The organism is Ensifer sp. Root954 (assembly GCF_001429005.1).
Taxonomy (GTDB): Bacteria; Pseudomonadota; Alphaproteobacteria; order Rhizobiales; family Rhizobiaceae; genus Ensifer; species Ensifer adhaerens.
Genome location: NZ_LMJM01000002.1, coordinates 76770 through 98842 on the forward strand (window position 1 = coordinate 76770; position 22073 = coordinate 98842).

The 22073-nt window shown below is 64.1% G+C and carries 24 protein-coding genes; 12 read left to right on the top strand and 12 right to left on the bottom strand.

Translation table 11 applies throughout. From position 1 onward, the window contains the following. Positions 1 to 157: 157 nt before the first annotated feature. Complete coding sequence (locus tag ASE71_RS03380) at positions 158 to 655, bottom strand: MarR family winged helix-turn-helix transcriptional regulator (protein ID WP_034786917.1); 498 nt, start codon at positions 653 to 655, stop codon at positions 158 to 160. A gap of 113 nt (positions 656 to 768) precedes the next feature. Between ASE71_RS03380 and ASE71_RS03385 the strand changes: the two genes are divergently transcribed. The 3 genes from ASE71_RS03385 (at position 769) to ASE71_RS03395 (ending at position 3989) form a co-directional block, all read left to right on the top strand. Continuing rightward, on the top strand, positions 769 to 1560 hold the full coding sequence (locus ASE71_RS03385; RefSeq protein ID WP_060517555.1) for a creatininase family protein: 792 nt from the start codon (positions 769 to 771) through the stop codon (positions 1558 to 1560). A gap of 78 nt (positions 1561 to 1638) precedes the next feature. Further along, the gene (locus ASE71_RS03390; protein WP_060517553.1) at positions 1639 to 3033 is read left to right on the top strand and encodes a hypothetical protein; all 1395 of its coding nucleotides are present in this window, start codon (positions 1639 to 1641) and stop codon (positions 3031 to 3033) included. 77 nt (positions 3034 to 3110) lie between these two features. Further along, a complete protein-coding gene (locus ASE71_RS03395; protein WP_060517551.1) occupies positions 3111 to 3989 on the top strand; it encodes a glycosyltransferase family 2 protein in 879 nt (292 codons plus the stop codon). Positions 3990 to 4004: 15 nt separating this feature from the next. Here ASE71_RS03395 and ASE71_RS03400 read toward each other — a convergent pair whose 3' ends face one another. Continuing rightward, positions 4005 to 5096 (bottom strand): glycosyltransferase family 4 protein, encoded by a 1092-nt coding sequence (locus ASE71_RS03400; RefSeq protein WP_060517549.1) that lies wholly within the window; start codon positions 5094 to 5096, stop codon positions 4005 to 4007. Between the two features lie 187 nt (positions 5097 to 5283). Between ASE71_RS03400 and ASE71_RS03405 the strand changes: the two genes are divergently transcribed. From ASE71_RS03405 to cysE, 3 genes are read left to right on the top strand one after another with little or no spacing between them, the layout of a single operon-like run. Beyond that, the gene (locus tag ASE71_RS03405; RefSeq protein ID WP_060517547.1) at positions 5284 to 6387 is read left to right on the top strand and encodes a CobW family GTP-binding protein; all 1104 of its coding nucleotides are present in this window, start codon (positions 5284 to 5286) and stop codon (positions 6385 to 6387) included. After that, complete coding sequence (locus tag ASE71_RS03410; RefSeq protein ID WP_034786943.1) at positions 6387 to 7376, top strand: WD40 repeat domain-containing protein; 990 nt, start codon at positions 6387 to 6389, stop codon at positions 7374 to 7376. Before ASE71_RS03405 ends, ASE71_RS03410 begins: the two co-directional genes overlap by 1 nt. A gap of 10 nt (positions 7377 to 7386) precedes the next feature. Beyond that, positions 7387 to 8214: a serine O-acetyltransferase gene (gene cysE / locus ASE71_RS03415; RefSeq protein ID WP_060517545.1), complete on the top strand. Its 828-nt coding sequence runs from the start codon at positions 7387 to 7389 to the stop codon at positions 8212 to 8214. 17 nt (positions 8215 to 8231) lie between these two features. Here cysE and ASE71_RS03420 read toward each other — a convergent pair whose 3' ends face one another. The 3 genes from ASE71_RS03420 to ASE71_RS03430 all read right to left on the bottom strand — a co-directional run bounded on the left by ASE71_RS03420 (position 8232) and on the right by ASE71_RS03430 (position 11297). After that, the gene (locus tag ASE71_RS03420) at positions 8232 to 9416 is read right to left on the bottom strand and encodes a ZIP family metal transporter (protein WP_060517543.1); all 1185 of its coding nucleotides are present in this window, start codon (positions 9414 to 9416) and stop codon (positions 8232 to 8234) included. Next, positions 9413 to 10540 carry a multicopper oxidase domain-containing protein gene (locus tag ASE71_RS03425; RefSeq protein ID WP_060517540.1) on the bottom strand — a complete coding sequence of 376 codons (1128 nt, stop codon included), beginning with the start codon at positions 10538 to 10540 and terminating at the stop codon, positions 9413 to 9415. Before ASE71_RS03425 ends, ASE71_RS03420 begins: the two co-directional genes overlap by 4 nt. Before the next feature lie 310 nt (positions 10541 to 10850). Further along, a complete protein-coding gene (locus ASE71_RS03430; RefSeq protein ID WP_060517538.1) occupies positions 10851 to 11297 on the bottom strand; it encodes a glyoxalase superfamily protein in 447 nt (148 codons plus the stop codon). 274 nt (positions 11298 to 11571) lie between these two features. On the opposite strand from ASE71_RS03430, the gene ASE71_RS03435 reads away from it, so the two are divergent. The 3 genes from ASE71_RS03435 to ASE71_RS03445 all read left to right on the top strand — a co-directional run bounded on the left by ASE71_RS03435 (position 11572) and on the right by ASE71_RS03445 (position 13330). Continuing rightward, positions 11572 to 12204, top strand: a complete 633-nt coding sequence (locus tag ASE71_RS03435) for a LysE family translocator (protein WP_060517536.1) — start codon at positions 11572 to 11574, stop codon at positions 12202 to 12204. Between the two features lies 1 nt (position 12205). Then, positions 12206 to 12778, top strand: a complete 573-nt coding sequence (locus ASE71_RS03440) for a hypothetical protein (protein ID WP_060517534.1) — start codon at positions 12206 to 12208, stop codon at positions 12776 to 12778. Between the two features lie 144 nt (positions 12779 to 12922). Further along, entirely contained in the window at positions 12923 to 13330 is a 408-nt protein-coding gene (locus ASE71_RS03445) for a VOC family protein (RefSeq protein WP_034786961.1), read from the top strand. 6 nt (positions 13331 to 13336) lie between these two features. Here the strand turns inward: ASE71_RS03445 and ASE71_RS03450 are convergent, their stop codons facing one another. From ASE71_RS03450 to odc2, 3 genes are all read right to left on the bottom strand, one after another. Next, positions 13337 to 13963: a LysE family translocator gene (locus ASE71_RS03450; RefSeq protein WP_034786964.1), complete on the bottom strand. Its 627-nt coding sequence runs from the start codon at positions 13961 to 13963 to the stop codon at positions 13337 to 13339. A gap of 197 nt (positions 13964 to 14160) precedes the next feature. After that, positions 14161 to 14751, bottom strand: a complete 591-nt coding sequence (locus ASE71_RS03455; protein ID WP_034786966.1) for a GNAT family N-acetyltransferase — start codon at positions 14749 to 14751, stop codon at positions 14161 to 14163. Positions 14752 to 14839: 88 nt separating this feature from the next. Further along, positions 14840 to 15979: an ornithine/lysine decarboxylase gene (gene odc2 / locus ASE71_RS03460; RefSeq protein WP_218686560.1), complete on the bottom strand. Its 1140-nt coding sequence runs from the start codon at positions 15977 to 15979 to the stop codon at positions 14840 to 14842. 695 nt (positions 15980 to 16674) lie between these two features. Between odc2 and ASE71_RS03465 the strand changes: the two genes are divergently transcribed. The 3 genes from ASE71_RS03465 to ASE71_RS03475 all read left to right on the top strand — a co-directional run bounded on the left by ASE71_RS03465 (position 16675) and on the right by ASE71_RS03475 (position 19360). Beyond that, a complete protein-coding gene (locus ASE71_RS03465) occupies positions 16675 to 17568 on the top strand; it encodes a LysR family transcriptional regulator (protein ID WP_060517532.1) in 894 nt (297 codons plus the stop codon). Between the two features lie 101 nt (positions 17569 to 17669). Beyond that, positions 17670 to 18314 carry a DUF1007 family protein gene (locus ASE71_RS03470; RefSeq protein WP_034786971.1) on the top strand — a complete coding sequence of 215 codons (645 nt, stop codon included), beginning with the start codon at positions 17670 to 17672 and terminating at the stop codon, positions 18312 to 18314. Beyond that, entirely contained in the window at positions 18308 to 19360 is a 1053-nt protein-coding gene (locus tag ASE71_RS03475) for a nickel/cobalt transporter (protein WP_060517530.1), read from the top strand. Before ASE71_RS03470 ends, ASE71_RS03475 begins: the two co-directional genes overlap by 7 nt. A 22-nt stretch (positions 19361 to 19382) precedes the next feature. Here the strand turns inward: ASE71_RS03475 and ASE71_RS03480 are convergent, their stop codons facing one another. The 4 genes from ASE71_RS03480 to ASE71_RS03495 form a co-directional block, all read right to left on the bottom strand. Beyond that, entirely contained in the window at positions 19383 to 19589 is a 207-nt protein-coding gene (locus ASE71_RS03480; RefSeq protein ID WP_034786975.1) for a hypothetical protein, read from the bottom strand. A 42-nt stretch (positions 19590 to 19631) separates the two neighbouring features. Then, complete coding sequence (locus tag ASE71_RS03485) at positions 19632 to 20327, bottom strand: GNAT family N-acetyltransferase (RefSeq protein WP_060517647.1); 696 nt, start codon at positions 20325 to 20327, stop codon at positions 19632 to 19634. Between the two features lie 121 nt (positions 20328 to 20448). Continuing rightward, positions 20449 to 21162, bottom strand: coding sequence for a tellurite resistance TerB family protein (locus ASE71_RS03490; RefSeq protein ID WP_034786977.1), 714 nt, complete (start codon positions 21160 to 21162; stop codon positions 20449 to 20451). Between the two features lie 206 nt (positions 21163 to 21368). Continuing rightward, entirely contained in the window at positions 21369 to 22007 is a 639-nt protein-coding gene (locus ASE71_RS03495) for a 2-dehydro-3-deoxy-phosphogluconate aldolase (RefSeq protein ID WP_034786978.1), read from the bottom strand. Between the last annotated feature and the right edge of the window lie 66 nt (positions 22008 to 22073).

The window sequence follows — 22073 nt, forward strand, 5'->3', positions numbered from 1 at the left end:
AAGCCCTGTTTCGCCCCATCCGCACGAACCCCAGCCAGGAGCGGTGCGTCAAGCCGTTCGACATCCTTCGCGCGCCTTTGAGACGGCACGCGTGCCATAAATTTAAATCCCTATTTAAACTGTTTAAATCGCCGCGGCAATATGCGGCAAATCCGGTTCAATCGGCCGCGCGCGCAGCCTGGAGATTGCTGTCGACGGCGCGCAGCAGCTTCATCAGCGTGCGAACCTGCTTGTCGGTCAGGCCGCGGGTCGCGAGCTTTTCAGAATGCTGACCGGCCTCGGCGATCGTCTGCAGCCGGTTGCGGCCGGGCTCAGTGAGATAGACCTTCGTGAGCCGGGCATCATCGTCGTCCGGACGCCGCTCGAGAAAGCCCTGCGCTTCCATGCGGCCGATGGTGCGGGTCATGGTCGGCGCCTTGACGCCGAGCTTGACCGCGAGCCCGCCGGCCGTCAGGCCATCGGTCTCGGCCAGAGCCAGCATGACGCCATCCTGTCCGGCATAGAGGCCGCTTTCGAGCAGATTGCGGGAGAGCACGGTGCGCATCGACCGCGCAGCCTGGACAAGGACGGCGGCAAGATCGTGAGGCTCGATCAGGAGCTCGTCCTTCTTCTTGCCGTTCTTGCCCTTCTTTTCGGCCTTGTTCTTCTTGCCCATTGGACCTCCTGCCGAATCCCGTCTCGAACTCTTATAACAATACAGCTTGCGATTACGAACTGTATGACTCAAATAACAATTTTACGACAATTGACGTGGAGGATCGAAGAGAAATGTCGATGCCCGAGCCGCGATGGCAGGACAATCCGGCCGATCTTCCGCCTGACGCCCGTCGCGACTGGATCGCGGTGCTGCCGCTCGGCGCGCATGAGCAGCACGGCCCTCACCTGCCCTTCGAAACCGACACGCTGATTGCCGAGGGGATCGTCTCCCGCACCATCGCCGTCCTTCCCGCCGATCTGCCTGTAACCTTCCTGCCGGCCGAGCCGGTCGGCTACTCGATCGAGCACATGGATGTCGCCGGCACCCGCACGCTCGCCTATGACGAGGCCGTGGAGCGCTGGCTCGGCATCGCCGGGGATCTCCATGGCCTTGGTATTCGCAAGCTCGTGATGCTGAACGCCCACGGTGGCAATTCGCCGTTGATGACGATCGTCGCGACCGAAGCGCGCGTGCGCTTGAACATGCTGGCGGTCGCAACCAGCTGGACCCGCTTCGGCCAGCCGGACGGCTGGATCGCGCCAGAAGACAAGGCCTTCGACATTCACGGCGGCGATATCGAGACTTCGGTGATGCTGGCGCTGCAGCCCGACAAGGTGGACACGACAAAAGCGTCCGATTTCCCGTCGCGTCAGCGCGACTTTGCAGGTCGCTTCAAGCATCTGCGCGCCTACGGCCCGCATGCCTTCGGCTGGAAGATGCGCGACCTCAACGCCGATGGCGTTGCCGGCAACGCGTCAGCCGCAACGGCTGCGCGCGGCGAGGCGCTGCTTGCCCATGCCGTCAAAGGCCTTGTCGAACTGCTCGAAGACGTCAGGGATTTCGACCCGTCTGAACTCGCCTGACGCGTGACCGACGCCCGGCAAACACTTTCTTTGCGGTTTTGCGCTATCAAGGAAGTCCGTTGGAAGAGCAGAGAACCCATGGCGAAGATCATAGCGCTCGGCGCCTATTTTTATCAGGCCGTCATCGCCTTCGGCCTGCTGATCATCGTCGCCCATTGGCTGGCGCCTGCGGACTACGCCAGCTATTCGCTGTTCGTCTCGATCTGCCAATTCGCAGCGATCGCCGCTTTCGAATGGGTGCGCTTCGCCTGCACCCGCTTCTATCCGGGGCCGGACGCTGACAGCGAGGCGGCTGAGCGGCGCACGATCCTCGTTGAAGCGACGGTCTGCGCAGCACTCTGCCTGGCCGCAGCCTCGATAGCCGTGTTCTTCGGCGTGCCGCCGGTCGTCGCCCTTGTCGGCGGTCTGGTGTCGATCGCGCAAGGGGGCAGCGACCTGCATCTGACGATGCTGCGGTTTCGTCAGGACTTTCGCGCCTTTTCCGTGTTGCAGGGATCACGCGCCACAATTCTGGCAGTCGGCACGCTCGCCGGGGCATTGGCCTCGCCCACCTTCCTCTCGACGGTCACGGGGCTTCTGGCCGGCTACGCTGCCTACGGCCTGCTCGCCTCGGTTCTTTCCCGCAGCCCGGCAGCGCGACCGACCGTTGCACTGGAGACTGCGCGCTTCCGCAAGCACCTCGTCTATGGCAGCGTTTCGGCCGGCGCTGCAACGGCCGCCATGTTCGCGCCGCTCGCCCTCAAGACGCTGCTGACGTCCGTTCTCGGAGCGACGGGTGCCGCCGGCGCGCTGTTGGCGCTCGACCTTTTGCAGCGGCCCTTCGTGCTCATCGTTTCGGCGCTTCAGGCGATCCAGTACCCCGAAATCGTCGCCGCCCACGACCGGACCGACAACCGCGCGGACCTCGCCCGGACGCTCGGGCAATACTATGCCCTGCTTGCCAGCTTCGCGCTGATGATGGCGGCCGGCATCTTTGCAGTGCTCCTGCCGGTCACGTGGGTCGTCATCAGCCCGGACCTGCAGCAGGGGTTCCTCGCCACGGCGCCCGCGATCATCCTCATTTCGCTTGCCCGCACGCTGACGCAGATCATGTTGCCGACGCCGCTGCACCTGAAGCAGCGTCTTGCGCTGATCCTTCTGCTCGCCGTCATCGACTGCCTGCTGCTGAACCTCGGGGCGCTCGCGGCACTGGTTGTCGCAGGCCCGAGCGATACGGCGCTTGCGACCGGTGGTGCGATCGGCGCGGTCCTTGCGACCGCCTTCGGTCTGCGCCTGATGGCGGTGCTTCCCTTCGACCTCCCCTGGTCGCCGGTGCTTCTTGCCGCCGCAGGGCTCGCCACGGCTGGTTTCGCCTTCGCGCTCGCCGGCGAAACCAGCTATCTCGCGATCGGCGCCGGCATCCTCGGGGGCGGCGTCCTGTGCCTCCTCGCACTCAACCAATTGCGGCTGATGATGCGGGCTCCGGCCCCATAGGGCTGGAAACAATTGCGCTAAGAAAAACTGCACGAATTTCCGGTTAGATCGCCGCCGAAACGTTCGGAGAGTCCGCCATGAACATCGTCGTCGGCATAGCGACCGCAGGCCGCCGCGAAGTCCTTTCGGAGACCCTGCTGCATCTGACGCGGCAGACCCGCTTGCCGGACTCCATCCTGGTCTGCCCGAGCGCGCCCGAGGACATCGACGAAAACCGCCTCAGTGCCCTCGCAGTCGACGTCCGCGTCGTTAAGGGCAGCAAAGGCTCGAGCGCGCAGCGCAATGCGATCCTCGACCACGCGACGACCGCCGACCTGATCGTCTTCTTCGACGACGACTTCCTGCCACACCACGACTTTCTCGCAGAGTCCGAGCGATTGTTTGCGCGCGAGGCGGATATCGTCGTTGCAACCGGCCTGGTTCTGGCAGACGGCATTCACGGACCCGGCATTTCGGTGGCCGATGCGAAGGCGATCCTCGATGGCGACGCCGGTCCCGCGCCCGAGGATCAAATCACACCCGCCTTCAATGCCTACGGCTGCAACATGGCCTTCCGTGTTGCGGCGATCGCCGTCGAGCACACCCGCTTCGACGAGCGCCTGCCGCTCTACGGCTGGCAGGAGGACGTCGATTTCTGCCGGCGACTTGCGTCACGCGGGCGCATCGTCAAGTCGCCGAGATTGCGCGGCGTCCATCTCGGCAACAAGCGCGGCCGCACCTCGGGTTTGCGTTTCGGCTACTCGCAGGTCGCCAATCCGCTCTATCTGCGCAACAAGGGCACGGTCGGCCTCAAATGGGCGCTGCGTCTGATGGGGGGCAACGTCGCTGCCAACATCCTCGGCAGCGTCAGGTCGCAAGGCCTCGTCGACCGCCGCGGTCGGCTGAAGGGCAACGTCATCGCCGTCTTGGATATGCTGCGCGGACGGTTGGACCCGATGCGCGTGCTCGACCTCTAACGCCCTCCGCAGCCATCAAGCCCGGCTGGCAGCCAGCATGTTGAGCAGCACCACCGCGCTTCCATCCCAGGAAAAGCGCTTGGCATTGTCGTAACCGGCATGCGTCAACTCACGACGCAAAGTCGCGTCGGCCGAAATCATCCGCATTGCCTCGACCAGCGTTTCCGCCTTCAACGGATCGAAATAGCGAACCGCGTCGCCGCAGGCCTCGCGCACCGGCGGGATGTCGGCGGCCAGCACCGGGCAGCCTTGCGTCATCGCCTCCAGCGGCGGGATGCCGAAACCTTCGTAGAGGCTCGGAAAGACGAAGGCGACGGCGTGGCGCTGCAGCCCGGCGATCTCCGCGTCGGTCAGGCGCCCCGGAAAGATCAGGTTGCCCTTCGACGTCGGCGCGATATCGCGAAAAACCGACGGATCGGTGCCGCCCACCACGACCAGCTTGTGGTCACCGGCACCCAAGGCCTCGAAGGCGCGCACGGCAAACTCGACATTCTTGTTGGGTTTCAGCGTGCCGACCAGAAGGAAGAAGGGCGTATCGGTCAGCCCGAGCCGCGCGATGACACCGTCGTCCGGCTGAAGGCCGGCGAAGTGATCGGTTGCATTGTAGATCACGTCGATACCGGCCGAAGGCACGCGGAAGACGTCGGCTAGTTCCTTGCGCGAGAAGTTCGAGACCGTGCCGATCTTCGCCCTCCGTGTGAGGAGATAGCCGAGCGTTCCGTGGAACAGTCGGTAGCCGCGGCCGAACGAGGCCGGATGGCGAAAGAGCGTGACATCGTGGATCACTACCACCTGGTCGCCATGCAGCACCGGCCCGCTGCCGCCGAAGCCGATGAGCGTGTCGCAGCGCGACCGCCAGAAGAGCGGCCCCTGCTCCCACAGATGGCCCGGGCCGGAGCCGAAGCGCTCCACCGAAATCGTCTTGAGGCCGAGATCGTCGACAGCCTTGCCGGGAGCAAGGAGCCGCCAGCGCACGCCCTTCAGCGCATGCGGCACCGCACCCGAAGCGATGCGCTGATCGAGCGCCCGGGTCATCTCGCGGGCGAAGCGCTGCACGCCCGTAAGCGGCTGGGTCAGGAACCGGCCGTTGATGGAAATCGTCTTCACGTGCGCACCCCTTCGATGTGCCGCGCACTCTCGCCGATCTTGATGAAAGGAGGGTTATCGGGATCGCAGCGATCAACGCCGCCCGACCGGCAAAATCGCCCGCGCCATTTGCGCATCGCCGCCGCATCTCCTATATGAGACGCGACTAGGATGCCTGCTCCCGCATCCGGAAATCCCAGAGGTTCCCATGACCGAAACATCCCCGCAGAAGCCGATCCCCGTCACCGTGCTCACCGGCTATCTCGGCGCCGGCAAGACGACGCTTTTGAACCGCATCCTCAGCGAGAACCATGGCCGCAAATATGCGGTCATCGTCAACGAGTTCGGCGAGATCGGCATCGACAACGACCTGATCGTGGAATCCGACGAGGAAATCTACGAGATGAACAACGGCTGCGTCTGCTGCACCGTGCGCGGCGACCTGATCCGCGTGGTGGAAGGCCTGATGCGCCGCCCCGGCCGCTTCGATGCGATCATCGTCGAGACCACGGGCCTTGCCGACCCGGTCCCGGTCGCCCAGACCTTCTTCATGGACGACGACGTGCGCGCCAAGACCGAGCTTGACGCCGTCGTCGCGCTGGTCGACGCCAAGCACCTGCCGCTCCGGCTGAAGGACAGTCGCGAGGCCGAAGACCAGATCGCCTTCGCCGATGTCGTTCTGCTCAACAAGACCGACCTCGTCACGCCCGAGGAACTGGAGCGCATCGAGGCGACCGTGCGCGTCATCAATCCGTCGGCCCGCATCTATCGCACCCAGCGCTCCGAGATCGATCTCGCCAAGGTCCTCGACCAGGGCGCCTTCAATCTCGAAAAGGCGCTGGAAAACGATCCGCACTTCCTCGACCAGGACGATCACGAACACGATCACACCTGCGGTCCGGATTGCGGCCACGATCATCACCATCACCACCATGATCACGACCATCATGATCATGACCACGATCACGACCATCATCACCACCACGATGCCCCCTCGCCGATCCACGACGTGACGGTGCAGTCGATCTCGCTGCGCGGCGGCGAGATGAACCCGGATCGCTTCTTCCCCTGGATCCAGAAGATCACCCAGACGGACGGCCCGAACATCCTGCGCCTGAAGGGCATCATCGCCTTTGCTGGCGACGCCGAGCGTTACGTCGTTCAGGGCGTTCACATGATCATCGAGGGCGATCACCAGCGTGCGTGGAAGGAAGGCGAAAAGCGCGAAAGCCGCCTCGTCTTCATCGGCCGTGACCTCGACCGCGAAAAGCTCGAGCGCACCTTCAAGGCCTGCGAGGCGCAGCCGAACTGATGCCGACTGTCGCTCCCCTCGATCTCGAAGGTCACGTCGTCGGCGTGGCCTTTCTCAAAGGCGTCCCCTTCTTCGCCGAAGCCATCGGCGCCATCCACCGCCTCGACCTCGGCCACAAGACGACGGAGGTCCACGAGGGCCTGCTCTCGCTCGTGGTCGACGAAGCCAACGATACGCTGCTGACGGGCGGCGAAGATGGCAAGGTCATGCGCACCGCCGCCGACGGTACCACGGCGCTGGTCGCCGAAGCGCCGCGCAAGTGGATCGCCCAGGTTGCCGCCGGCCCGCAAGGTGCCGTTGGCTATGCCTATGGCAAGACCACGCACGTGAAGCTTGCCGACGGCACGACGAAGGAATTCGCCGAGCAACGCACGGTCGAAGGCCTCGCCTTCGCGCCGAAAGGCCTTCGCGTCGCCGCAGCGCGCTACAACGGCGTGTCGTTGCACTGGGTCGGCACATCGGGCCAGCCAATCGACCTCGAATGGAAGGGCGCCCACACCGGCGTCACCTTCTCGCCCGACGGCCGCTTCCTCGTCACCACGATGCAGGAAAACGCGCTGCACGGCTGGAAGCTCGACGCCAAGCCCGGCGCCGAAGCGCGCCACATGCGCATGACCGGCTATCCGGCCAAGGTGAAGTCCTTTTCCTGGTCGGCCAAGGGCAAGTGGCTCGCATCCTCGGGCGCGCCGGCTGCCATCGTATGGCCCTTCCAGGGCAAGGACGGCCCGATGGGCAAGGCGCCGCTCGAACTCGGCACCCGCGCCGACATCATGGTGACCTCCGTCTGCTGCCATCCGGCCGAAGATATCGTCGCCATCGGCTATCAGGACGGCATGATCCTCGGCGCACGCTTTGCCGACAGCAAGGAAGTGCTGCTGCGCCGTCCCGGCAAGGGCGCAATCACCGCCATGGCGTGGAACAAGGATGGCCGACAGCTGGCCTTCGGCTCGGCCGAGGGCGACTGCGGCGTCGTCGATATCGCGGGATAAACGGTGGCGCATGACCGCATTGATTGAGACGCTACGGTACGGAGGCTCGCTTGCGGCACCGCTCGCCGATGGCGCGGTCTGGAGCCTGATCCGGGCGGAAGCGCGCGCGCTTGCCGCACGTGAACCGGTCATGGCGCCCGCCCTGATGCCGATCATCGATGCCGGATCGGATGCCGAATTGCTGGCCGGCGTGCTCGCAGCCGGCTTGGCCGTCGCGCGCGTCGACGAACGCTCGCTTGCGCAGCTGCTCGCCGACGTCTTCAAGGCAAACCCTCAGATCCTGCTGGCGACCGAAGCCGATCTTCAGGCGGTGAAAGAGCGTGACCCGGCCTGCCCGGGCCTCAAGCATGTGCTGGTGAACCTCAAGGGCTTTCAGGCACTGCAGACCTACCGCGCTGCTCACCAGCTCTGGGTCGATGGCCGCCGTGAAGTCGCGAGCTGGCTTTCGAACCTCGCCTCGCTCGTCTTCGGACCTGACATTCATCCGGCCGCCTGCATCGGCAAGGCTGTCATGCTCGACCATGGCTCCGGCATCGTCATCGGAGAAACCTCGGTCATCGAAGATCAGGTCTCGATCCTCCAGAACGTCACGCTCGGCGGTACCGGCAAGGAGACCGGAGACCGCCACCCGAAGATCGGCCGCGGCGTGATGCTCGGCGCCGGCGCCAAGATCCTCGGCAATATCGAGGTCGGCGCCTATAGCAAGGTCGCCGCCGGCAGTGTCGTCCTCAAGACCGTTCCGCCGCGCACCACCGTCGCGGGCGTGCCGGCAACCGTCGTGCGCATCCATCGCGTCGATGAAATTCCGGCAGCGGAGATGGACCAGACGATCGTCTGATCCCATCCTGTTGCCTGTCAGATCTTCACCAGCGCCGCGGTGGCATACATGAATGCCGCACCGGCTGCGAGGCCGGCCAAAACCGGCGGCGTCAGGAACACGTCGCTCCGGCGCTCGCTCTGGCGCATCAGATAGGCGCCCACTTCGACGATCACCTGCAGGATCGCGCCCGCCCCGATCGCCAGCGCCAAGGCGGACCATTGCGCCGAGGCGGCAAGGCTCCCGAGCCACATGCCGATGACGGCCGGGCTGCCCGCCAGCAGCGTCAAACTGACGAAGACCGAGAACGGCGGCCTCTTCTTCAGGATCGGCGCGGCGATGCCAATGCCTTCTGTGACATTGTGGAGCGCAAAGCCGAGCACGAGGAAGGTGCCGAGCCCGGCCGAGCCGGCCGCAAAGGCGGCCCCGATCGCCAGCCCCTCGCCAAGATTGTGCAGGCCGATGCCGAGCGCGATGTAGGTGGAGAGCGCCAGCCCGGTCGGCGCACCACTTCGCCGGCCGATTGCCATCAGCAGAAGGAAGCTGCTTAAAGCCGCCAGCACCACCATGACTGGCCCCTGGAAGATCGCCGCGGCTTCGCCGGCAAGCTCGAGCGCCTCGCCACTCGCATCGACCAGCAGGAAGCCGAGCAGGCCGATCGTCAGCGACAGCAGAAAGGCCATGCCCTCGCGCCCAACACCACGCAGCACCGGATAGAACATCAGCCCGACGGCCACGGGCACGATGCCGACGATGATGCCGACCAGGGCTTGCAGCCGCAATTGGCCCGTCGTCGCCTGGGGCGTCGGCACGGCAACCGCAATGTCATGCGCAAAGGTGGCGCCGGTGTTGGTCACCACCTTCACTGCATGCGCCTCACCGAGCATCCAGGGAAATGGCAGTTTCAGCCATGCGGCCCCACCGCGTGCGATCGGCCCCGGCGGGTCCTGGGCGAATTGCCAATAGGCGTCGTCCACCTGGACCTGCGCCACCGTCATCGGTTCCGATCCGCCGGCGCGAACAAGCAGACTGAGACCACTATCGTCGAGAACGGTTCTTTCGAAGGTGAGGTTTTCGACCGGCGGCGCACCGTTGCGGAAGCCCGACAACGGATCGGTCGATACGAGCCAGGCAACGGCGATGCCAAAGACGATAAGAGGCAACGCCAGCCACACCAGGTTGGTCTTTGCCGCGCGAATGGCAGCTCTTGGCATCTCGTTCATGCGAGCGCCTCCACCACGTCGAACATGCCGACCCAACCGAGCTCAGTGAACTCGGTCTGGTGCGGGTGGAACATGTAGAGGCCGGGTTCGTGCTCAGCGAAGGTGAATTCGAGGATGCCGCGCTGCGCCTGACACTGGGTGATGAGATCGACGGTTTTCAAGGTCGGCGTCAACGTCGTGCCCTGGTCGTAATAGTCGAAGAAATTGGCGTGCAGGTGGAAGGAGTTGATCGGGTCGAACTCGATGACGTTGATGAGATAGATGCGCACCGGCTTGCCCTTCACGATCCGGATCGGCCGTTTCATGAAGGCGTGCGCGACGGTGTTGACCGCATAGAATTCATTCTCGGCATCGAAGTTGGTGTCGAAGGCGTTCATCACCATCACCAGTTCCTGCCAGCCGGCATTCTCTGGTGTGCCGAGCAGCCGGGAGCGGGCGACCTCCACATGCTCCGGCCGGCGCTCCGGGTCGGGATCGATCACGAAGGCGCCGTACATGCCCTTGTGGATGTGCCGGCGCAACGGCATCGCATGGCAGTGGTAGAGATGGCAGCCGAAGGGCTTGGCATCGAACTCATAGATAAATTCGTCACCCGGATCGACCATGCCGGCCCCAGGAACGCCGTCCATGTGCGCCGCGTGAATACCGTGGAAATGGATCGAGTGCGGATGCGAAGAATAGTTGCGAAAGACGATCCGCAGCCGCTCGCCTTCCTTCGCCCGGAGCGCCGGCCCGGGGACCCGACCGTTATAGGTCCAGGCGGGAAATTTGATGCCGGGCGCGATTTCGATCTCGCGGTCCTCCGCCGTCATCTCGAAGGTGCGCAGCGTCCGTCCGTCCGGCAGCGTCGAAACCGCACCCGTGTCCCAATCTGTGAGCATCTCCGTCGGGTCGAAGCCGTTGACGGCGCTATCGACCTCGCCGACCGTCATCATCGCGCCATGCCCCATGGCCGGCATCGGCTCCTGTCCCGCCGCTCCCGATGGCGCGGCATGACCGACATGGCTCGCCTGTTGTTGACCCAAGGCGGCGCTGGTGCAGATCGCCGTTCCACCCGCTGCCGCCAGCCCGCCCATCAGCAGACTGCGCCTTCGCAGCAGGTCCGGTCTTGTCGGCTTGTCCATATTCGCCCCTCTCCCTCATTGGGTAACACGCACCGCACCGCGCCTGACTGGGGCCAGCAACGATCCACCTGCTTCTGCAAATCATTTGCAACAACATCAATAGTGCAAATGCATCCCATTCGCAACTGACTTGGGAAGCGTGATGTCCGAAGGGGCCGGCAGGACCGCGCGCTCAGCACGGCGCGCCCGTCATCATCCCGGAAACCAAAACGTCCCCGGAAGGCGCCGGCCTCGGGGACGTTGGGTTGAACTTCGGCGCCGGACCGGAAACGGACATGTCCGCAGGGCCTCGGAAGGCGGTGCTCGCGCCTCACCATTCAAGTTCGAGTTGCGGGATCCCGTTGGAGGTTTTTTCGATCGTGCGGCCGCTCTCGTCCACCGTCGCGGTAACCCGCTGGCGCAAGGCCGAGAAGCTCTCGAAGGTGACGACGTCGACCGGCTGGTCGAATTTCATCGTCAGACGATAGCGTCCCGGCTGCGCCGCGATCGCCTGGACGCCCAGGATCTCGCCTTCGAAGGCCTGGCCGAGATAGCGCCCCTTCACGCGGGACCCGAGCATCCAGGGATTGAAGGGCGGCCGGTTGCCGGCGGCGGCATGCAGCGTGTTCCAGTCGCGATAGCCGTACTGGGCGGCGATCAGTTCGAGCGAGCGGGAATGGCCGATCGTTTCGCCTTCGGATGCGAGGCGGATGCGCAGACGCTTGGCCTGGTCTTTCAGGGCGTCGAGCGAGGGAAGCGGGATTGATCCGCGCGTCATGAGAAGGTCTCCTGCAGCGGCATGCATTCCTTGAAGATGGGAGCCCGCATTGCCACCGGTTCGCATGCCGTTTCGGCTGACCGTGTCTCAAAAGAAGGACTTCACCAAAGCATGACGCTCGCGGACGGCAGGGACCTTCACCCTGCCGCTTCCATAGGGGATGCCGCCTCGACTGTCAAACCAGGCCCGGAAATGCGGCTGCGTCCGCGCGAAACACGATTGCGCACGCGCAAAAGCTGTGGGACGACTGAAGGAGACGACGAGGGAGGAACTCATGACCGAAATGACGATACTCGCATTTGCGCTGGTTGCCTTCATCGGCATCGCGACACCGGGCCCGACGGTCCTCCTCGCACTCACCAACGGATCGCGCTACGGGGTGCGGCGCGCAATCGCCGGCATGGTCGGCGCCGTGCTCTCCGATTTCGTGCTGATCGGCGCGGTCGCGCTTGGCCTCGGCGCGCTGCTGGCGGCCTCCGAATTCTGGTTTACCGTCGTCAAATGGCTGGGCGCGGGCTATCTGGCCTTTCTCGGCATTATGCTGCTGCGGTCGAAAGGGACGATTCAGGTGGCAAACGAAGCCGGCGGCGCAGCTCCCGTTTCCTCTGCCGCGATTTTCCTCAAAAGCTTCCTGGTCGCTGTCACCAATCCCAAGGGTTATCTGTTCTTCACCGCCTTCCTGCCGCAGTTCATCGATCCGGCGGCACCACAGGTGTCGCAATACGCCATGCTTGCGCTCGTCTTCGCAGTCGTCGATTTCACCGTGATGTTCGGCTATGCGCTGCTCGGCGCGAAGGCTGCAGCCTTCCTCAAGCGCTCCGGCGCCGTCTGGCTCGACCGCCTCTGCGGCGGCGCCTTGCTTGCGCTCGCCGGCTCGCTCGCCCTCTATCGCCGCGCCACCGCCTGAAATGCTGTTTCGCCAAAACGTGCTCGCTGGCATCGCCAGCGGCGACGTAACCTTGGCCTTCCGGCGTTGGACCAAGCCGACTGTCAAGGCCGGCGGTAGATTGCGCACCGCAGTCGGTGTTCTCGCCATCGATGCCGTCGACGAGATCGACGAAGGCGCGATTACCGACAGCGATGCCCGCAAAGCCGGCTTTGCCGATCGCGCCGCCCTCGCGAAGGAGCTTACCGCGCGCACCGAAGGGCGCTGCTATCGCATCGCCTTCCACCGGGCCGGCGACGATCCACGCATCGTCCTGCGGGAAGCGGCTGACCTCGACGGTGAAGGACGGGCAGAAATCGACCGCAAGCTCGCGCGCTTCGACGACAGCGCCGGCATGGGCTGGACGCGTCCGGTACTGCAGCTGATCGCCGTCCGTGACGGGACGACCGCAGCGGAGCTGAGCGCCGCCATCGGCATGGAGAAACTGAAGCTCAAGGCGCGCATCCGCAAATTGAAGGAGCTCGGCCTCACCGAAAGCCTCGATGTCGGCTATCGCCTGTCCGGCCGCGGGCGCGCCTATCTCGACGGCGAATAGCCCGCGTGAAAAAGCGGGCGGTGACGCGGACACGATCGGTCATTCCTTCCAATCCCGATCGCCGCTGTTGCGTGCCTAGAGCAGGTGTGAGACGACTTGCCACCGAAACGGACCACCCCCATCAGGCAAGGCGAGGAGACAGGCATGATCGGCTACACCATGGTCGGAACGGCGGACCTGAGGCGCGCAGAGCGCTTCTACGATCCGGTGATGGCGCTGATCGGCCAGGAGCGCTGCTACTGCGACGAGCAGGTTTCCTCCTGGGGTCGAAAGGATGATGACAAGGCGCCGCGTTTCTTTGCCTGCCACCCCTTCGACGGGAAAGCCGCCTCGGTCGGCAACGGTGCGATGACCGCCTTCCTGGTGGAAAGCGCGGAGGTCATCGACCGGCTGTTCGAGACCGCCATGGCGCGCGGCGGCAGCGAAGAGGGAAAACCAGGCTTCCGTCCGCAATATGGCGATGGCTTCTACGCGGCCTATGTGCGTGATCCCGACGGCAACAAGCTGGCCTTCGTCTGCTACGACGCCCGTGAGGTCGAGAGCCCGTCCTGATCGGTCCTAGCGTCGCGTCGACCAGCCGAACCAGATCGCCACGGCCGCAAGCATCAGCGCGAGCACACGCCGCACCAACCGTTCGCGTGCCGGCGAGTTGAGGACCGGCTCCAACGCCCCGGCCAGAAGCACGATCGCGGCATGAACCGCGGTCGCGACCCCCACATAGAGCGCGGCAAGCGTCAGGTTCTGGGGCAAGAGCGGGCGTGTATCGTCGACGAAGGTCGGAAGCACGGTGACGAAGAACAGCGCCGCCTTCGGATTGAGCAGATTTGTGATCAGGCCGCGCCGGAAATAGAAGGATGCGGGCTTGCCGCTCGGCCCCGCCTCCTCACCGTCACCGTTCCAGGCCTCGAAGGCGAGATAGAGCAGGAAGCCGACGCCTGCCCAGCGAAGCGCCCCATAGAGCATGTCCGACTGGCCGACGAACTCGGCGACCCCGAAGGATGCGGCAAGGCCGACGATCGCCAGGCCGAGTGCCACGCCGGCGACGGTCGCCATGCCGGGCCTGCGCCCCTCCGAGGCCGCGACCATGGCGAGGTAGGCCATGTTCGGTCCCGGCGTCAGTTCGATGATGAAGGATGTCAGTAGAAAGGGCAGCAGGGTCGCTGCCCCGAAAATGAACGGATCCATGCGCGAGACTTCCATCCGCCTGCAACGAGGCCTTGGCGCAAGGACAGGTCAGCGGCGCTGCCTTGTCAAGGAAGATCACAAACCGATCAGCAGGGAGCGCCCGGCATGTCATGCGTCTGCCCCCTCGCCGATCAGATCGGACCAGCGAGGGAGCAGCGAAAAATCCGCCACCGCAGGGTTGGCGGCGGAAAGAGATCTCAGGCGGCGCGGCGAACCGGCGGCATGGCGAGCTTGCGGCCGCTGGCGACGATCAGGCCGGCGGTGCCCTCGAGCCAGTTGTCCCGAAGCTCGAGCGCCAGGAACCGGTCGCGTTCGAACGGCCCTGGCATCACCAGATGCTGGGTGCGGCTGGCAAAGAAGCCGAAGCGCTCGTAATAGGCAGCATCACCGACGAGCAGGATCGCGCCATGGCCGCGGTTCTTGGCCTCTTCGATCGCGGCCCGCATCAGCATGCCGCCGATGCCCTTGCCCTCATGGGCGGGGTCGACTGCGAGCGGACCGAGCAGCAGCGCCGGCACGGCATGGCCCTCACGGCTGACGCCGGCCTCGACGTTCCAGAGCCGGACCGTGCCGATCACGTGACCATCGACATCGCGGGCGACGAAGGCAAGGCCTTCGGCCGGCAGCCGGCCGCTGCGCAGCTTCTCCGACGACTTGCGGCGGCGCTCCGGGCCCATGGCACGGTCGAGCAGGTTCTCGCGCGCGACGACGTCGCCCGGATTCTCCGCATCGATTACAAATGTAGTGGGCGCGAAAAACGCGCGCAGGGCGTCAACAACAGCGGCCATCGGGGCCTCCCGTCATCAAAACCGCTTCAGGCGGACCGAACGAAAATTGTGAAGTGGCGCTCCCGCCCGAGGACGGGAGCAGGCCGGATCAGATCACATAGGCCTTCAGCGGCTCGAAGCCGTTGAAGGCGACGGCCGAGTAGGTCGTCGTATAGGCGCCGGTACCTTCGATCAGAACCTCGTCGCCGATCGAAAGGGTGATCGGCAGCGGATACATGTTCTTCTCATAGAGCACGTCGGCCGAATCGCAGGTCGGGCCGGCGAGCACGCAAGGCTCCATTTCGTCGCCATCGCGCGCCGTACGGATCGGGTAGCGGATCGCTTCGTCCATGGTTTCGGCGAGTCCGCCGAACTTGCCGATGTCGAGGAACACCCAGCGATGGGCGTCGTTGTCCGACTTCTTCGAGACGAGAACGACTTCCGCCTTGATCACGCCGGCGTTGCCGACCATGCCGCGACCGGGCTCGATGATCGTTTCCGGGATGTGGTTGCCGAAGTGCTTCTTCAGCGCGCCGAAGATCGCCTGGCCATAGGCTTCCGCCGTCGGCACGTCCTTCAGGTACTTCGTCGGGAAGCCACCGCCCATGTTGACCATCTTGAGCTCGATGCCCTGCTTGGCCAGTTGCACGAAGACGCGCTTGGCATCGGCAAGGGCCTGATCCCAGGCATCCAGCTTCGTCATCTGCGAACCGACATGGAACGAGACGCCGTAGGAAACGAGGCCATGCTGGTGGGCGTAGACGAGCACGTCGACGGCCATCTGCGGGACGCAGCCGAACTTGCGCGACAGCGGCCATTCGGCGCCTTCACCATCGGTCAGGACGCGGCAGAACACGCGAGCGCCGGGGGCTGCGCGGGCAACCTTCTCCACTTCCTCGTGGCTGTCGACCGCGAACAGGTTGACCCCAAGCGCGTGGGCGCGGGCAATGTCGCGCTCCTTCTTGATGGTGTTGCCATAGGAGACGCGGCTCGCGGTCGCACCGGCGTCGAGTGCCATTTCGATTTCGGCGACGGACGCGCAATCGAAGGAAGAGCCCATGCCGGCGAGCAGGCGCAGGATTTCCGGCGCCGGGTTTGCCTTGACCGCATAATAGATCGAGCTGTCCGGCATCGCATGGCGGAAAGCCTTGAAATTGTTGCGCACGACGTCGAGGTCGACAACAAGGCACGGGCCTTCCGGTCGTCGGGTGTTGATGAAGTCGATGATGCGAGCCGTGGTCATGGCCATATTCCCCTGATCCAAGATGCCCCGCTTTCGCGGAGGACAAAGGGCATACGCGCACATGCTCTGGAACCAGCCGGTGGAGACCCCGGAACCATGCATGCGCTCGATGCGCGAACGGTGAATCAAAGCCCGCCTAGGCTTCAATTCGGCTTTGTCTGCCATGGATTGGAGGGAATAACCCAACCGCACTTCCGGCAATGAAGGTGTGCCTCTTCAGTAACCCCGGCTGTTGGAAAGCCGGCAGACACCAGAAAGGCCCGCACCGTCGTTGCTTCAAGATGTCCTCGCATTTCCCGGTTGGCCGGAATAGCGACTGGAGGGGTTAGTTCCAGGTACCTTACCGATACCCTCACCTAATCGAGGGTCGGCGGACACCCACAGGCACGTGCGACTTTGGGCAAGGGCGTAGGTAAGAAAAAAGCCCGTCGTAATCAAGAGTTTTTTCACAACCGCGGTTGAATTTTTTTCCAGCCGGGCAAAACTGTCGATGTTCACAAATTTTGAACGCTTGGCGCCAGATCGTCCACAACGCTAAAGCATTGAAAGAAGACTATTATTTATAAGAACAGGCACTGAAGGCAGAACCCGGCGCAATGACGCAAGCGACGGACAATCTGCCGTCTGCATTATCGACGCGGAAAGAGGCCTTCGCCGGCGAATCGGCGAAGCACGATTGAGAGCACGAAAGAAAGATCGCCATGGACACACTCACCCGCATCCGCGCCTTTATCGATGTCGTGGACGCCGAGGGGTTCTCGGCCGCCGCAAGGCGTGTCGGCAAGTCGAAGGCGCTGCTTTCGAAATATGTGCGCGAGCTCGAGGATGAACTCGGTGCGCTGCTCCTCAACCGCACGACACGGCAGTTCTCGCTGACCGAGGCTGGCCACACCTACTATCGCACCGCATCGGAAATCCTGAAGGAGATCGACAATCTCGCCGATCTCGTGCGCGCCAACAACTCCGACCTCAAGGGACGGCTGCGCATCACCGCGCCGCGCACCTTCGTCGATGCCGACATCGGCCAGTCGCTGGTCGATTTCGGCAAGCAGCATCCCGAACTCTCGCTCGAAATCATCTCCGACGACCGTTTCGTCGATCTGGTCGAGGAAGGCTTCGACGTCGCCATCCGCATCACCCGGCTCGAAGATTCGACGCTGATCGCCCGCAAGCTCGACGATTTCCAGGTGCTGATCTGCGCTGCCCCGGAATTCCTGGAAAAATCTGGCCCCATCGCTCACCCGACGGACCTTTCCAAGCTGCCCTGCATTCTCGATACCAATGGCCGCTCCTACTCCAACTGGCGCTTCGTCGAGCCCGATGGTTCGGCCTTCACCGTGCCCGTCAGCGGCCCGATCGAGGTCAACAGCCCGCTTGCAGCCCTCAGAGCCACCGTCTCCGGCCTCGGCGTATCGATCATCCCGGATTTCATCGCCCGCCCGAAAATCGCTACCGGCGAACTCGTCACGCTGTTCGACGATTTCCTCCCCCGCGACCGCGGCATCTATGCGATCTATCCGCATCGCCGCTACCTCCCGGCCAAGGTCAGAACCCTCGTCGACTTCCTGCACGCCTGGTTTCGCAAGCCACGGTGATCGGGCGCCGGCACCTCAAAGTCCCAATTCCGTCCCATTTCCGGTACATTCCCGGAAACGAATCGCGGAGCGATCGCTCCAGCCGAAAGGATTGCCGCCACATGAGAACCAAACGCCTCGTCATGGCCGGCCTTGCCACCCTGGCTGCCCCGTCGCTGGCCTTTGCCCACCCGCACATCTTTGCGGAAGCGCGCCTCGAGGTCGTCTCCGACGACAAGGACGAGATCAGCGAACTCAGGAACGTCTGGCGCTTCGACGAACTGTTCTCCTCCAGCGTGGTGCTCGATTTCGACAAGAACTCGAACGCGACGCTCGATCCGGATGAATTGGCCGAAGTCGGGCAGACGGTGATGGAGTCCCTGTCCGAGTACAATTATTACACGACGATCCTCGACAACGGCAAAACCATCAAGGTCAACAAGCCGGATCACATCACCGTCGACTACAAGGACGGGCAATTGCTGATGATGTTCGCGGTCAAGCCGGCCGAGCCGATGCCGCTCAAGGGCAAGCTCTCCTTCGGCGTCTACGATCCAACGATGTATACGGCCATGGACTTCGCCACCGACGATGACCTGACCGTCGTCGGCGACAAGATCAATGCCTGTGAGCACAAGGTCGTTCGCCCTGATCCCGACGAAGTTCTCGCCGAGAACAAGGACACCTTGACCGACGCCTTCTGGAGCGACCCGACGGGCACCGACATGTCGAAGCTGTTTGCAACCAGGATCGAGATCACATGCTGAACACCCGCGGGATCGCACGTCTGGTCACGGCCGCGCTCGTCGTCACGGCGCTTTCCGCAACGATTGCCGCGGCGCAGTCGCCCCTCGGCATCGGCACGGCCGAGCCCGCGTTCAAGACGACCGGTTTTCTCGGCGGCTTCTTCGCCTGGATCAACATGGAGCAGCAGGGCTTCTACCGGCTGATGACCAATGCGCTCAAGGGGATGCGTGAGAACCCCTGGCAGCTCTGGTCGCTGGTCGGCCTGTCCTTCACCTATGGCGTGCTGCATGCCGCCGGCCCCGGCCACGGCAAGGCGGTGATCTCGTCCTACATGATCGCCAACGAGACGGAACTGAAGCGCGGCGTGCTGCTCTCCTTCCTGTCCTCGCTGCTGCAGGGCGTGGTCGCGATCCTCCTGATCGGCGCCGTTTACCTCATCCTGCGCGGTACCTCGATCAGCATGACCAGCGCAACGCGCTGGCTGGAGATCGCAAGTTACGCGCTGATCGCCGCCTTCGGCGGCTGGCTTCTCCTGCGCAAGCTACGGTCGATGCTGCGTCCGGTTGCCTTGGCTTCCGTTGCCGGCGGCGGGCACGTCCAGCTCGCGGACGATCACCTTCATGATCATCACGATCATCATCATAGCCACCATCGTGATCACCACGGGCACAGCCATGGCCCGGGCGAGGTCTGCTCAAGCTGTGGCCATGCGCATGCGCCCGACCCGTCGATGCTGAAAGGGGATCGTTTTGCGCTCCGCGAAGCTTGGTCGGCGGTCATCGCCGTCGGCCTGCGCCCGTGCTCCGGCGCACTCATCGTGCTGTCCTTCGCACTCCTGAACGGGCTTTACCTCGGCGGCGTGCTTTCGGTCTTCGCCATGTCGATCGGTACGGCGATCACCGTCTCAATCCTTGCGACCATGGCCGTCACCGCCAAGGGCGTTGCGCTTCGCTATGCGGCAAACGGCGCGGCGGCTGCCCGGATCTCGAACGGCATCGAGATCGCCGGCGCTGCCCTGGTTCTGTTGCTGGGATTGGCGCTGCTCGGCGCGGCTCTGCAGAGCTGACGCACGCGGCCTGATCGGGCCGTCAGAGCCCGCGCTTGCGCTGGTAGCGGGCTCGCAGCCAGAAGAGCAGGAAGAAGCCGAGCACGAAGATCACGCCGAAGGCGGCGGCCAGCCAGGGCGAGATATCGCCGAGCTTGAGCATGATCGACGGCAGAACGAAGAAGCCGAGACCGGCGACGACGAGAATGATCGCAGCGGCGATCGCCGGTGACTTTTCCTTGTTCTGCATGATTTCCCTGTTGTTGTCTGCTGCGGCTTAAGCAGCCTGCGCCTATTTCGACGCCTGCCGCTCCAGATCCGAACGTATATCTTCAAGCCGCCGCTTCTGGCGACCGTCTTCATCGAAATTATCAGCTGCAAGCCAGGTTTCGAATGCGGCATTGAGCAGCGGCCATTCGCTGTCGATCATCGAAAACCAGGCCGTATCACGGTTGCCGCCCTTGGATATCATGTGCTGGCGGAAGATGCCCTCGAAGGTAAAACCGAGCCGGGCGGCGGTCTTGCGGCTCGCCATGTTCTCGCTATGGCATTTCCACTCGTAGCGGCGATAGCCGAGATCCTCGAAGGCGTGCTTCGCCATCAGGTAATGCACCTCGGTCGAGAGCGGCGAGCGGGCCATGGCGGCGCCGTGTGCCACGGAGCCGACTTCGACGACGCCGTTGGCGGGATCGGCACGCATGTAATTGGCCATGCCGACGACAATGCCGGTCGCCTTGTCGCGGAAGACCTCTGTAACCCAGCCGGATTTCTCCTGCGCCGCCGTCAGCCAGGCATCGAAAGCGTCGATATCCCTAAAATCCGGCTGCGTGAAGTATTTGAGCAGCGGGTTGATCGCCATACCGCCGAGGCCGTCCCAGAGGTCCTGCAGATGCCGGTCGCGCTCATAGGCCTCGAGCTTGACGAAACGCCCTTCGAGCGCGACGCCCTTCGGCGCCGGGCACCCTTTCCAGTTCTTCAGATCCTGCATCGGCCGCTCCTCCTTCATCCCTGCCCTTCGGCATAGGCCAGAGTGGCGGCCGACACAAATTCAAACTGGTGATGAACCCTGTTCGAACCGGTGATGAAACCATGCCCCCCCGAACGGTATCCTACGCGGTGGCCGGCACCTTGGCGGCCGAGACCGTCGCCTCGATGTGATCGACCAGCGCGTCGGGAAGTCCGAGGCGTCCGGCGAGCAGGTCGAGATAGCCGCGCTCCGCACGGGTTTCCGGCTCGATCGTCAGGCGCGACGCGGTGTAGATCTCCACGCGCTCCTCTTCGGTCTTTGCCGCGCCGACGATCGCGTCGATATCGACCGGGTTGGCAAGCTCGCCTTCGAGGAACGCCGCGGCATCGGCCGAAAGGCCCGAGACCGACAGCTTGTCCATGATGTGCTGGCGCTCGGCCTCGTCGATATGGCCGTCGGCACGCGAAGCGGCGATCATTGCGCGCACGAGGGTCAGCGCAAAATCATGGCTGACGGCTTCGGGAGCAGAGGCGAAGCCGGAATCGGCCGGCGGCGGCAGAAGTTCCGGCTCGCCCTTGGCAACCGTTGCACCGCCCGGCGTATTGCCGGCCTGATAATTCTTGTAGGCTTGGTAGCCGAGACCGGCGATCGCCGCGAGACCGCCAAGCACGGCGGCGTTGCCGGCCAGCTGGCGACCCGACTTGGTGCCGAGCAGAACAGCGGCAATGGCGCCGCTCGCCAGTGGATTGTCCTTGGCAAGCTGCGTCGCCTGGGTCGCGCGATCGCGCACCGTGCCGCCGGCACCGGGCACCTGCGATCCCAGAAACTGATCCAGCAATTTCTTCGCGTCGAACATCGGGTTTCGCTCCTTGTCGGTTCCGGGCGGTTGAAGGCGAGCTCAAGGGTGCGCCGCCCGCGCGCCCGTCGCTGAATGGATTGAGACATAGGAACGTTGCAGGGAAAATACAAATTCGCGCCAGAGGCGAGCGACGCCGTACAGCCAAAGAAAAAGGCCGGGCTCTCCACCCGGCCTTTCAAAAAACGGAAGGCGTTGCTTGCCGCTCAGCCCTTGAGCACGAAGGCTTCTGCCGCAAGCTTGGTGATGCCGGCCCAGTCGCCCTTGGCAACCAGTTCCTTCGGCGCAACCCAGGAGCCGCCGACGCAAACGACGTTGGGCAGCGTCAGATAGTCGCGCGCATTGGCAAGGGAAATGCCGCCCGTCGGGCAGAAGAGCGTGCCGGCAAGCGGCGAGGACAGCGACTTGAGGTAGGCGGCGCCGCCTGCCTGCTCGGCCGGGAAGAACTTCATGACGTCGTAGCCTTCTTCACGCAGACCCATGACTTCGCTCGCCGTCGCCGCACCCGGCAAAAGCGGCACCTCGTGGTCGTTGGCCACATCGATCAGTTCCTGCGTCGTGCCGGGGCTGACGATGAACTTCGAGCCGGCTTCGACCGCGGCTTCGAACTGGGCGGCGTTGAGGATCGTACCGGCGCCAGCAACAGCGCCTTCGACTTCGTTGGCAACGGCGCGGATCGCTTCGAGTGCGGCCGGCGTGCGCAACGTGATCTCGATCGCCTTCAACCCGCCGGCAACGAGCGCGCGCGCCAGGGGAACGGCGGTCGCCACGTCGTCGATCACCAGCACCGGAACAACCGGCGCCAGTTTGAGGGTTGAAAGAAGCCTGTCGGATTTCGCGCTCATGCCGATCGTCCTTTTTAAAACGATTGAATATGCCCTCCGCATACTCCCCCGACCGCCGGTTGTCGA

Coding starts and splice junctions, on each gene's coding strand:
- ASE71_RS03380 (WP_034786917.1), bottom strand. CDS start 655: ATGGGCAAGAAGAACAAGGCCGAAAAGAAGGGCAAGAACGGCAAGAAG.
- ASE71_RS03385 (WP_060517555.1), top strand. CDS start 769: ATGTCGATGCCCGAGCCGCGATGGCAGGACAATCCGGCCGATCTTCCG.
- ASE71_RS03390 (WP_060517553.1), top strand. CDS start 1,639: ATGGCGAAGATCATAGCGCTCGGCGCCTATTTTTATCAGGCCGTCATC.
- ASE71_RS03395 (WP_060517551.1), top strand. CDS start 3,111: ATGAACATCGTCGTCGGCATAGCGACCGCAGGCCGCCGCGAAGTCCTT.
- ASE71_RS03405 (WP_060517547.1), top strand. CDS start 5,284: ATGACCGAAACATCCCCGCAGAAGCCGATCCCCGTCACCGTGCTCACC.
- ASE71_RS03410 (WP_034786943.1), top strand. CDS start 6,387: ATGCCGACTGTCGCTCCCCTCGATCTCGAAGGTCACGTCGTCGGCGTG.
- cysE (WP_060517545.1), top strand. CDS start 7,387: ATGACCGCATTGATTGAGACGCTACGGTACGGAGGCTCGCTTGCGGCA.
- ASE71_RS03420 (WP_060517543.1), bottom strand. CDS start 9,416: ATGAACGAGATGCCAAGAGCTGCCATTCGCGCGGCAAAGACCAACCTG.
- ASE71_RS03425 (WP_060517540.1), bottom strand. CDS start 10,540: ATGGACAAGCCGACAAGACCGGACCTGCTGCGAAGGCGCAGTCTGCTG.
- ASE71_RS03430 (WP_060517538.1), bottom strand. CDS start 11,297: ATGACGCGCGGATCAATCCCGCTTCCCTCGCTCGACGCCCTGAAAGAC.
- ASE71_RS03435 (WP_060517536.1), top strand. CDS start 11,572: ATGACCGAAATGACGATACTCGCATTTGCGCTGGTTGCCTTCATCGGC.
- ASE71_RS03440 (WP_060517534.1), top strand. CDS start 12,206: ATGCTGTTTCGCCAAAACGTGCTCGCTGGCATCGCCAGCGGCGACGTA.
- ASE71_RS03445 (WP_034786961.1), top strand. CDS start 12,923: ATGATCGGCTACACCATGGTCGGAACGGCGGACCTGAGGCGCGCAGAG.
- ASE71_RS03450 (WP_034786964.1), bottom strand. CDS start 13,963: ATGGATCCGTTCATTTTCGGGGCAGCGACCCTGCTGCCCTTTCTACTG.
- ASE71_RS03455 (WP_034786966.1), bottom strand. CDS start 14,751: ATGGCCGCTGTTGTTGACGCCCTGCGCGCGTTTTTCGCGCCCACTACA.
- odc2 (WP_218686560.1), bottom strand. CDS start 15,979: ATGGCCATGACCACGGCTCGCATCATCGACTTCATCAACACCCGACGA.
- ASE71_RS03465 (WP_060517532.1), top strand. CDS start 16,675: ATGGACACACTCACCCGCATCCGCGCCTTTATCGATGTCGTGGACGCC.
- ASE71_RS03470 (WP_034786971.1), top strand. CDS start 17,670: ATGAGAACCAAACGCCTCGTCATGGCCGGCCTTGCCACCCTGGCTGCC.
- ASE71_RS03475 (WP_060517530.1), top strand. CDS start 18,308: ATGCTGAACACCCGCGGGATCGCACGTCTGGTCACGGCCGCGCTCGTC.
- ASE71_RS03480 (WP_034786975.1), bottom strand. CDS start 19,589: ATGCAGAACAAGGAAAAGTCACCGGCGATCGCCGCTGCGATCATTCTC.
- ASE71_RS03485 (WP_060517647.1), bottom strand. CDS start 20,327: ATGCAGGATCTGAAGAACTGGAAAGGGTGCCCGGCGCCGAAGGGCGTC.
- ASE71_RS03490 (WP_034786977.1), bottom strand. CDS start 21,162: ATGTTCGACGCGAAGAAATTGCTGGATCAGTTTCTGGGATCGCAGGTG.
- ASE71_RS03495 (WP_034786978.1), bottom strand. CDS start 22,007: ATGAGCGCGAAATCCGACAGGCTTCTTTCAACCCTCAAACTGGCGCCG.